Genomic DNA, 10,701 nt, shown 5'->3' on the forward strand with positions numbered 1-10,701 from the left:
TTCGCGAAACGCTGACCAAGGCCATCGACTTGCTCGATGCAGAGCGCTCGGCGCTGCAGCAGTTGGAGCATCAGGAGAACGAGAAGCAGGAGATCAGCTACGATGCGGACCTTCAGTCGCTCGGCCATCTTATTGTGGGATTGCACCGGAAAGAGAAGGTTCCGGCGTTCCGCTCGGCAAGGCTGCAGGAAGCTGCTTCGGCGAAGCGCTACGTCCTGCTGGCGGCGTACTCCTCGGGAGAGCTTGAGCCATATGAAGGTGAGGCCGGAGCCCCTTATCTGTACGTCCCGCATGTTCAGCAGGACCATATGGTCTTTTATTTGTTCTATGCGTCGGAGAGCGCCGCGAAGGATCTGGCCAAGGCTGCGGCGGCAATGGCCGGGATGATCGGCGAGCAGATCACCGGGAGTCCGAGGTTCGGAATCAGCGGGGAAAAAAGCTCGCTAAGCGAGCTGTTCGAGGCGTACGAGGAGACGGTCGAAGCGTTGAACGGCATTCGCATCGGCTCCGAGGGGGCGGTCGTATCGGTGTTTGGCGGCGGCGCAGGGAAGCCGACTTCTCTGGCGGAGCCATGGGAACAGGCGGACGAGCTGCTGTTCTTCATCGAGTCGGGCAACAAGGCGAAGACCGCCGAGTGGATCGGCAAGCTGTTCGAGCATTATTCTTCGATGCCGGAACTGACGCTGGGCGAGGTGAAAAGCGAATGCAGGCTGCTCGTGCAAGAGGTTCGCGACGTGCTGCACCGCAATTTCCATATCGACGGGAGCCATTCGCCGTCGTCCAGCTTCGAGAACGCTCTGGCCGGCTTCTTCGATGCGGACGCCATCCGCGACTATTTGCTCAACGTGCTCCCCAGCGTAGCCGACATGATGAGCGGACAAAACCTGTACTCGTCCGAACAGATCGTCGACAATATCAAAGCTTACATCCAGAACAACTTCAACAAAGTGCTGACGCTGGACAAAATCTCGTCGCTGTTTTTCCTGAACCCCAGCTATTGCAGCTTCCTGTTCAAGGAGAAAACCGGCATCAACTTCATCGACTACGTCAATCAGGTGCGCATCGGCAAAGCGAAGGAGCTGCTCGGAAGCACCGACGACAAAGTGTACAAAATCGCCAAGTCGCTCGGCTACGACAATACGAAGTACTTTTTCCGCGTATTCAAGAAGCTGACCGGGCGGACGCCGGAGGAATACCGCTCGGACGCGGCTTATGCTGCGGAATCCTCCCCATAGACCAAGGGGCCGTCTCCAAGTCTTGTCGACTTAGGGACGGCCCCTTGCTGATCTGACGATTACCCTTTAACCGAACCGACGGTCAGCCCGCCGATGAAGTATTTTTGCAGAAACGCGAACATGACGAGCAGCGGCAGCGCGCAGAGGAAACACGCCGCGAACAGGACGTTCCACGCCGTCGGATTCGTCTGGTCGCCCATGAAGCCGAGCATGGCGAGCGGCAGCGGAGATTCGGCGGCTCTGGAAATAAAGATCATGTTGAAGAAGTAGTCGTTCCAGATCCAGACGCCCTGCGTAATGACGACCGATACCGTGACCGGCAGCAGCAGCGGGAACACGATCTGCCAGAAGCGGCGCATCAGGCCCGCTCCGTCGATGAGCGCCGACTCCTCTACCTCGATCGGAATGCTGCTCTTGATAAACCCGGTATAGAGGAAAGAGGAAAACGGGATGCTGCACGTAATGAACATCAGAATCGGCGTAAATTGCGAGCTCGGAATATGAAGTCCCTGAATCGTCTGAACGATCGGGATAATGACCATCTGGCTCGGCACGACAAGCCCGCACAGGAAAAACAGGTAGAGCGCTTTGCTCAGCCGGTTGTTGATCCGCGCGATCGGATAAGCGGCCATCGACGTGAACAGCACGACGACGATGACGGAGATGACCGTCAGCATCAAGCTGTTGCCGAGCGCTTGCATGAAGTGCATTTTGTCATACGCGACCCGGTAGCTCTCCAGCGAAAATTCGCTGAACAGCTGCAGCGGATTCGTCATGTTCGATACCGAACGGAACGAGCTCGACAGCGCGATCAGAAGAGGCAGGATGTTCAGCAGCAGGACCAAGGAAATCCCGATATGCGTAAGCGTCTTTTTGGCGATGCCGCCGTTCATGCCGACACCTCCCTTTTGTTCAGTCTAAGCACGAAGAAGATCGTAATGGCGATAATGACGATGAACGATACGACGGCGAGCGCGGAAGCTTTGCCGTACTGCATCTCCCGGAACGCCATACGGAAAATCTCGAACAGCAAAGTGCTCGTCGCCCGTCCCGGACCGCCGTTGGTCATGATGAAGGAGTAGTCGAACGCCTTCAGGCCGTTGATCAAGCTGAGCGTCACGTTAATCGTCATGGAGGTAGCCAGCAGCGGCAGGCGGATAAACCGCGTCACTTGCCAGGAGCTGGCGCCGTCTATGCGGCCCGCTTCCTCCAGATCGACGGGAACCGTCTGCAATCCCGCCAGGAAAATGACCGTGCTCGTCCCGATATGCTTCCAGACGTCGACCGCGGTGATCGCGTACAACGCGGAGCTGTAGTTCCCGAGAAGGTTAAGGCTCGCGCCGTCGACGCCGAACCAGCTTAGTACGGTAGCGATAAGGCCGCTGTCAGGCATATAGACGTAGCTCCAAATGAACCCGACGACGATCGCGCTGAACAAGGTCGGCACGTAAGCGGCTGTACGATAAAGGCCCGTGGCTCTTATTTTCATATTCAGGAGAAAAGCCAAACCCAATGCGATCAAGTTGCTGAACACGACGAATACGAGAGTGTAGATCAGCGTGTTGGACAAGGAAGTACCGGCTACGCCGTCCTTGAAAATCTGCGAGAAGTTATCGAAGCCGATATAATTGAAATTTTGAATGAAGCCGTTATAGTCGGAAAAGCTGTACTGGAACAGCCGAAGGATCGGATAGATCCAGAATACGAGATACATCGTCAATGCGGGCACGACGAACCAGTACATCGTTTTTTTCAATACCGCTGAATTCATGCTGGGAATTCCTTTCCGAATGGAATGGGAAGGGGACCTTCGCGGTCCCCTTCATTCGATTCTTGGCGACGAACCGGATTACTTCTTCCAGAGTTCGTCGAACTTCGCTTGCATGGCGCCGGCTACGTCTTCCGTCGTCGTCTTGCGGCCGCCGATGATTTCGCCGAACTTCACCTGCAGCGTGTCGGCAACGCCGTTAGGCCACATTTGGTTGGCGAAGTAGATGGAGTTGCCGCCCGATTGGTACAGCTCGTAAGAATACTTGTACAAGTCGTTGTTCAGCGGAACTCCGTTAAACGCGCTGATCGAAGGATTCAGCTTCACCCACTCCGCGAACAAGTCGGAGCTGCTGTCGAACCAGTAGTTGAGCACTTGCTTGACTTCTTCCAGATGCTCGGATTTCGCGTTGACCGCCCATCCGGCCGCCGTCGAGACGGCTTGCCATACCGGCTGTCCCGGCTCGTTGCCCGGCAGCGGGAAAAATCCGCGTTCGAACGTGGCCGCACCTTGAGCCGTCAGCGTCGGGAAATCCCAAGTGCCGTCGAACACCATCGCCGCTTTGCCGTCGATGAACATTTGCGTCGCTTGCGGTCCGCCAAGTCCGAGCGTGTTTTTGGCGATGTAGCCTTTTTCGTACAGTTCCTTATACATCGAGAGAGCCTTCACCCAAGTCTCGTCGGTGAATTTCTTCTCGCCGGATTGCAGCTTGAGGTCGAAGTCCTTGTCGGCCGAGTACACCGTGTTCGCCGCGAGCTGATAAGCGCCGAATTGAATCCACCACGGGTCCTTGTCGCCCATAACGATCGGCGTAACGCCGGCGTCCAGCAGCTTCTGGCATGCTTCAAGGAACGCCTGCCAATCCTGGGGCACTTCCGTAATGCCGACCTCGGCGAACAAATCCTTGTTGTAGTACGTGCCGAGCATGTCGATGCCCTTCGTGATGCCGTATACTTTGCCGTCGTTCGACATGTCGCTGCGGGCGCCTTCGCTGATGTTGCTCATGAAAGGCAGGTCCGTCAAGTCGGCCAGATAACCGGCCTTCGACAGGTCGATGATGCTCGCCGCGGAACCCATTCTCGGCCATACGCGGAAGATGTCGGGCGCTTCGCCCGCTGCCAGCTTCGTCTTGATCGAAGTGTTGTACTGGTCGTCCGGAAGCTTCTGAACTTCGAGCTTGATGTTCGGGAACTTCTCGCTCACCATTTTAGGCAGCACGTCCAACTCGAAGTCTTGGCCGTCGGCCGCTTTGTTGCCGGATACGATCATCGTCAGCGTGACGTTCTTGCTTCCGCCGCTGCTCTCCTCGCCTTTGTCGGAGCTGCCGCAGCCGCTAAGCAGAGCTGCAGTTGCCGCCAGCGCGGTTACGCCGGCCAGAATCGTCTTCATCTTTTTCTTTCCTTGGAACACGGTTATCAGTCCCCCTGATCTTGATCTGTTTTTCGGGCTACGTTCATGTTACCTTCTCTTTCGGTGTATTTACTTTAGTACTTAAAGTGCACAATTTTTAGATAAAAGGCGGGAAGCAATCCCGCCGATCGTATGTTATATTTTGTTCAGTATCGGGAAAAAGTAGGGTTGCGCATGAACCACCTTCAATTGGACGAGCTGCTTCGGGGATTAGATGCCGTCGAACGCATTCAGCTCCGCACGCGCGAGAACGTCAACGACTTCGACGGCGGAGAGCTTGCGGACGAGCCCGACGGGATTCCCCGCATGCAGGGCAAATATTTTTTCGGGAGCGATTCGGTATCCCTGCGCAAGCATCACCGATTCGCCGCCATGCCTGTCCATAAGCACGATTTCATCGAATTGAACTATATGTATTCCGGCTCGTGCGAGCAGCGGATCGGCGGCCGACAGGTGACGCTTCGCCAAGGCGACGCCTGCTTGATGGATCGCAATGTGCCGCACGGCATCGCGCCGCTGGGAGAGAACGATATTCTCGTGAACCTGCTGCTGCGCAAGGAGACGCTCGCTTCCGCTTTCCCGGACCGGGCGCCCGAAGGCGGAGCGGTCGCGAGCTTTATCGCGCATGCCCTGTCCGACCGCCAGCGGCAGGGGAGATACATCGTATTCCGTCCCGGGGAACACGTCAAGCTGCACGGGCTGATGCGCGACATGATGTGCGAATTTTTCGATCCCGACGGACATTCCGCCGATCTGCTGCGCCACTACGTGCCGATTTTGCTCATCGAGCTGATGCGCATCTACGACCTTGATCTCAACTACGAGCCGGAACCGCCTCTTCCACAGGGGGTTATCCGCGACGTGTTGCTCTATATGGAAGAAAATCCGGGTAGCTGCACGCTGGCCGAATTGGCCGAACGTTTCCACTTCAGTCCGAAATACTTGGGCAGCCTGCTGAAGAGTCGAACGGGCCTTACCTATACGGAGTGGGTGCAGCGGCAGCGGCTGAATCGGGCGGCCCGGCTGCTCATGGAAACCGACGCAAGCGTCGATGAGGTCGCCAGGCAGTGCGGGTACGAGAGCCTCGGATTTTTCTACCGGAAGTTCAAGGCCCGCTTCGGCCGGACGCCCCACGATTTCCGCAACGCTCCGCGCACGCTGCCTTACAATCCGTAATGGCGGATCAGGTACGTCGGCGTGCAGCTCCAGGCATGGCAGTAGCTGTTGATCAGGGGGCTGCCGTACGGGGAGAAGTCCGGGTTGCCCGGATCGTACAGCTCCCAGAACGTATCGGCGCCGTTCTTCAGCATGCCTCCCCAGTATCGTTTCATCAGATGTACGGCCTCATCCTTCAGCCCGACGACGAGAAGCGCCTCCACGAGATGGTGGTACATGTACGGCGTCGTCGGCGCGATGTCCGGCTTCGCGCTCAGCAAGCGCTGCATCAGCGCCCTGTTCTCGTCCGGCGGCAGAACTTCGGCCAGCGCCATCCAGATTTGAGCAGCCCAGGACACCTGCCGTCCCTCTCCGCTGACGAAGAAGCTTTGCTCCGAATCCCAAAGCGATTCCATTGCCGCTCGTTCGGCATCGGCGAGCCGACGTTCGAATTCTTCGGCGCTTGCGCACCCGACCGCTTCGGCCAAACGAATAGTCCGACGCAACGCGTAAATCAGAACGGCATGAGACGGAGCTTGCTTGTTTAATGACTCGTGCCAGTCGATGAACGACCACCACGTCGGTTCGTCACGCACGACACCCCGTTCATCCAGTCGCTCCAGCGCCAGCTCGACTTGACGGCGCGCGGTCGGCCACAAGTCTGTGAGCGTATCCGCATCATCGGTCGCGTCGTAATAATCGTACAAGGTTACGGTAAAAAATAGCGAGTAATCGAACAAATACGTATCGTCGGCGATCAACTCCGGCGCGATGAACAGATTGGCGGACACCTGCCCGCGATCGTCGGGAACTCCGGCGAACAGGTACAAGCAGCGTTTGACGAGCGCGTCGGTGCGGAACGTCGCGTAGTTTGCCAGCGCCTGCAGGCGCAAGTCGCCCAGCCACAGCCGACGGTCCCGCTTCGGTCCGTCCTCGAAGACGTCCTGCATGCAGTCTTCCAGCGTCTTGACGCTGACGCGGTCGATATCCCGCAGCAGCGGATCGGCATGAGCGAACGGGATAACGCTGGTCCGATCCGCCGAAGTGACGGTTGCGCATTTCAGGTTGAAGAAGCTTACGCGATACTTGGGGGAAGTGTCCAGCACTTCGATTTTCATATATCGGAAGCTGTAACGGCGCGGCAATGACACCTTGCCCGGGAGCACGTCTACGAAGATCGTTTCCTCCTGCAGCCACGAGCTGCTGATCCATCCGTCGTAGCTGGAGAACGGCACCGCCATCTCGACCGGCATTTCTCCAAACGTCAGCCTCAGCTTCAGCGGCGCGTCCGGGGGACTGCCGACCGGCTTGATCTCGAACGATACGTATCCGACGCGATGATCGCCGAAATCCGCGATCACCGACTGCCCCTTCCCGAGCTCCCGGCTCCCGAGCCATTCGATCTCCGCATCGCGTACCGCCCGCCACCCGTGCATCGCCGTTTCGTCGGCTTCGACCTTCACGAGCTGCGTCGGCTCGACCTCCTCGCTAATCAATTCCGGCTTGAGCCCGTCGGCAATCCGGATGAAACGCTCGTTGCGTACGATCGTCGCCTGAGCGGCTTGAAATTTGGCTTGATCCGACATGATCTTCGACCTCCATCGTAACGTTTTCCTCCACCCTACCTCTTTTCGTCCACCGGTAACATGCCCGATCTCCTTGTTTTTTTATCCGATAACCGGATTTGGCCACCGATTCTTCAAATATAATTGGAGCAGCCGCATTATCCTCGCAGCACGAGAAATACCACTTACGAGGTATGGAGAAAAGCGGGAGATTGCTTTATGTTGTTAACAAAACGGTTCAGAGTTAATCATTCGGGAAGCGCAGGTGAGATACTTGTTTAATGCTTTTATCGCTTTCATCTCCGTAATGCTTTTGGGAGCAGTGATTTACGGTACGGCCTGGTGGCAAGGACCGGGGATCACCTGGAAATTCACGAAGTGGTTTTTCGGGATTTTTTTCATAGCGGCGGTTGTTACGGGAGTGCTTACTTTGGCTGGAGTAATCGAATTTTGAACGCAGACGTGGGCCGCCCTCGCCTTAGCATTGTTCGGCCCGAGATTTATGAAGTAGAGGGATCGGTAAGATCCATAGCCAAACGATAGGACGGCCTTCCGGCCGTCCTCTTGCCTGCAGATTCGTCTTTCCAGGCTCTGCAGCAGCTCCAATTCATTTTTCTATATTTGGCACCGCTCTTTCTAGTACAATACGTTTAGTGGCATTAATCGAGTTTAGAGGTGTTCGTGAATGCAAGAAGAGGGCAAGACGCTAAGAGCCTTGTTGGAAGAGCAAACCGCGATAATGCCGGAACAATTCCTTCTCCTCGCGAGAGGAATCGCGACCGGCGTCGAGAATCTTCACCGAAAACAAATTCTTCATCTGGACTTGAGGCCCGAACGAATCAGGGTCGGATCCGACGGAAACGAAGCGGAATTGATCGATTCGGGCCGCGAGGTGCGTTGCTCGTCCGAAGGCTATGCGCGTCCGCCTTCGAACGGCAGCTTCCATACCGGCTTGCCCTATTGCTCTCCGGAAAACACTGGCAGAATGCAGAGAACGATAGACGAACGCAGCGATCTCTACTCCCTGGGCGTTATTTTCTACGAAATGCTGACCGGGCGTTTGCCTTTTTTAGCGGACAATCCTCTCGAATGGATCTATATGCATCTCGCACAGAGCCCCCCTCCAATGACGAGCGGGGATGTGCGGCTGCCCGACGGCCTGGAAACGATCGTCATGAAGCTGTTGGACAAAAATCCGGACCATCGCTACCCGAATACCGGATTGCTCATCGCGGACCTGGACAAGATCGGACGCTCCGACGATACGTTCTTCGCCGTGCCCGGTTTTTACGGCAGGGAGACCGAAATGGCTATTCTGACCGAAGCCTTCTACTCCGCTTGCCTGGGATCGACGGAAGTGGTCTATGTCTCGGGAGAGGCCGGAATCGGGAAAACAAGCTTGATGGACGAAATGTTTCGAAAACAATCCCATTCCCGGGATTTCTACTATATTACCGGAAAGTTCGAGCAAATCCCGCAGTTAAGTCCATACCCTCCGATTATTCAAGCCTTTCGCGGCCTTATGCGCCATCTACTCGGCGAACGGAAACACCGGTCCGACCGCTTAAAACAGAAGCTGCAATCCGCGCTCGGCGCTAACGCAGGCCTTATTACGGCCATGATTCCCGAAGCCGGACTGCTTCTGGACGCAGCTCCTTCCCCGGAGGAGACGGAGCTGCCCTCCAACGAATCGAAGACTAGGTTTATTTACGCGTTCCGCAAATTCGCGCAAGCGCTGGCGTCCAAAGATCATCCCGTTGTCCTCTTTATCGACGATCTTCAATGGGCCGACTCATCTTCCCTTGAATTGATGCGTGCCCTGTTCTCCGACCCGGAAAGCCAATATTTCATGTTCGTCTGCGCCTACCGCCCTTCGGAAACGGACCGCGGCAAGCTTCCGGGCTACGAGACGGACGGCAGCGTCTCCGATCAGGCGGCCGTCCGCCACATCCCTCTGTCCCCGCTCGGTTTGGAGCAGATGAACCGCATCGTGATGGAGACGATGAACTGCCCTGCCGAAGTGACCCTGTCTTTAACGGAATTACTGTATTCGCAATCGGTCGGCAATCCGTTTCATTTCAAGCAGATTCTGCTCCGCTTGCAGGACGATCGCAGTCTGCTGTACAACCGCGAGAAGCAAACGTGGCAATGGAACCTGGGCCAGATTATCGAACGGCTGCCCGGGTACGCCATCCACGAGCTGATCGAGCACCGGCTGCGCCGCCTGTCGCCCGTCGCCCAGGAGCTGCTGCGGGTTGCAGCTTGCGCGGGCAGCGTTTTCGATCCCAGGTTGATCTCTTCCGTGACCGGCCGAACGCCGGAGGACGTCGCTCCCGAATGGGCGGCGATGGAGGCCGAAGGGATGATCGCCCAAGGCGAGAACGGCAAGCTCCGCTTCGCGCACGACAGCGTTCAGAAGCTGATCTATCGGCTGATCGACGAACCCTCGAAGCAGGACGTTCATCTGCGAATAGGGCGCGGCCTCGAAGCCGGGAACGAAGGGACGGAAGAAAGCCCGTTCGACGGGGTTAACCACCTGAATAAGGGATCGGCGAAAATTGAAAACAAGCGGGAGCTGCGGCAGCTTGCCGCGAAGAATCTGGAGGCGGGAAGCCGAGCCAAGGCCACCTCTGCGTACGATGTCGCCTTGGGGTACTTCAGCAAGGGAGTGGAACTGCTGTCGGCCCAAGATTGGGACGAGGCGTTCGAGCTGTGCTTCGAGCTGCATGCCGGGAAGGCGGAATGCGAATTTCTGTGCGGGAATCATCGCCAGTACGAGCTGGAAATCCGGTTCGCGCTCGATCGCGCGCGCAATCCCGTCGAACGAAGCCGGGTGCAGACGATCCGGATCATGCAGCTGATCAATCAAGGAAAGTATTCGGAAGGGACCGCCCTCGGCCTGAAGTGTCTGAGCGAGCTTCATATTATCATTTCTCCCGATCCGGGGAAGTTCTCTCTGTTAATGGAAGGCATACGAATCGAGACGCTGCTGCGCAATCGATACGACAGGCTCGCGCATATGAAAGAAATGTCGGACAGGCGCCGGATGACCGCGATGAATCTGATTTTCGCGATTATTCCTTCCACCTTCTTCACCAATAAGAAGATCTTCTTCCTGCTCGTGTGCCGGGCCATTCAGCTGTCTCTTCATTACGGCAACACGCCCGTATCCGCTTCCGTCTACTCCGCATACGGCATGCTTCTGGCGATCGGCAGGGGAAAATTCGACAAAGGGTATGCCATCGGCAAAGTCGGCATCGAGCTGTCCGAACGCTACCAGGTCGCCTCGATTACGAGCAAAACCTATACCATATTCGGCGGAGTGCTGTGCCAGTTCGCCGGAAGCGCCCGCGAAGGGGACGCTTATTTGGCCATGGCGCTGCGCAGCGGCATGGATTCGGGCGACTACGTATTCGCGAGCTACGCCATGGGCGCTCATGTCAATTCCTTGTACACGCGAGCGTCACTCAGCGAACTGGCGAGAACGATCGCCGACTACATGTCGGTGCTGGATACGACGAAGGACGAGTTCGTCAGACAGAACTTCTATCTGTATCAGCAAGTGATT

Annotated in this window: 7 protein-coding genes; 3 read left to right on the forward strand and 4 right to left on the reverse strand. The window is 56.7% G+C overall.

From position 1 onward, the window contains the following. Positions 1-1,235: helix-turn-helix domain-containing protein (locus tag ACESLM_RS29480; protein ID WP_372638060.1), on the forward strand; the 1,235-nt coding region annotated here is incomplete at its 5' end. Positions 1,236-1,294: 59 nt separating this feature from the next. Here the strand turns inward: ACESLM_RS29480 and ACESLM_RS29485 are convergent. The 3 genes from ACESLM_RS29485 to ACESLM_RS29495 form a co-directional block, all read right to left on the reverse strand. Then, complete coding sequence (locus ACESLM_RS29485; RefSeq protein WP_372638063.1) at positions 1,295-2,128, reverse strand: carbohydrate ABC transporter permease; 834 nt, start codon at positions 2,126-2,128, stop codon at positions 1,295-1,297. Further along, positions 2,125-3,006: a carbohydrate ABC transporter permease gene (locus tag ACESLM_RS29490; protein WP_094044384.1), complete on the reverse strand. Its 882-nt coding sequence runs from the start codon at positions 3,004-3,006 to the stop codon at positions 2,125-2,127. Before ACESLM_RS29490 ends, ACESLM_RS29485 begins: the two co-directional genes overlap by 4 nt. A 78-nt stretch (positions 3,007-3,084) precedes the next feature. Then, positions 3,085-4,413, reverse strand: a complete 1,329-nt coding sequence (locus ACESLM_RS29495; protein WP_372638066.1) for an ABC transporter substrate-binding protein — start codon at positions 4,411-4,413, stop codon at positions 3,085-3,087. A 174-nt stretch (positions 4,414-4,587) separates the two neighbouring features. Between ACESLM_RS29495 and ACESLM_RS29500 the strand changes: the two genes are divergently transcribed. Further along, positions 4,588-5,589 (forward strand): AraC family transcriptional regulator, encoded by a 1,002-nt coding sequence (locus ACESLM_RS29500; protein WP_372638069.1) that lies wholly within the window; start codon positions 4,588-4,590, stop codon positions 5,587-5,589. Here ACESLM_RS29500 and ACESLM_RS29505 read toward each other — a convergent pair. Then, positions 5,577-7,154, reverse strand: coding sequence for an alpha-L-rhamnosidase-related protein (locus ACESLM_RS29505; protein WP_372638071.1), 1,578 nt, complete (start codon positions 7,152-7,154; stop codon positions 5,577-5,579). The two genes, ACESLM_RS29500 and ACESLM_RS29505, sit on opposite strands and share 13 nt — an antisense overlap. Before the next feature lie 664 nt (positions 7,155-7,818). Here ACESLM_RS29505 and ACESLM_RS29510 point away from each other — a divergent pair. Continuing rightward, positions 7,819-10,701, forward strand: a 2,883-nt coding sequence (locus ACESLM_RS29510; RefSeq protein WP_372638073.1) for an ATP-binding protein, incomplete at its 3' end; no start/stop codon positions are given.

This window comes from Cohnella sp. (genome assembly GCF_041641335.1).
Taxonomy (GTDB): domain Bacteria; phylum Bacillota; class Bacilli; order Paenibacillales; family Paenibacillaceae; genus Cohnella.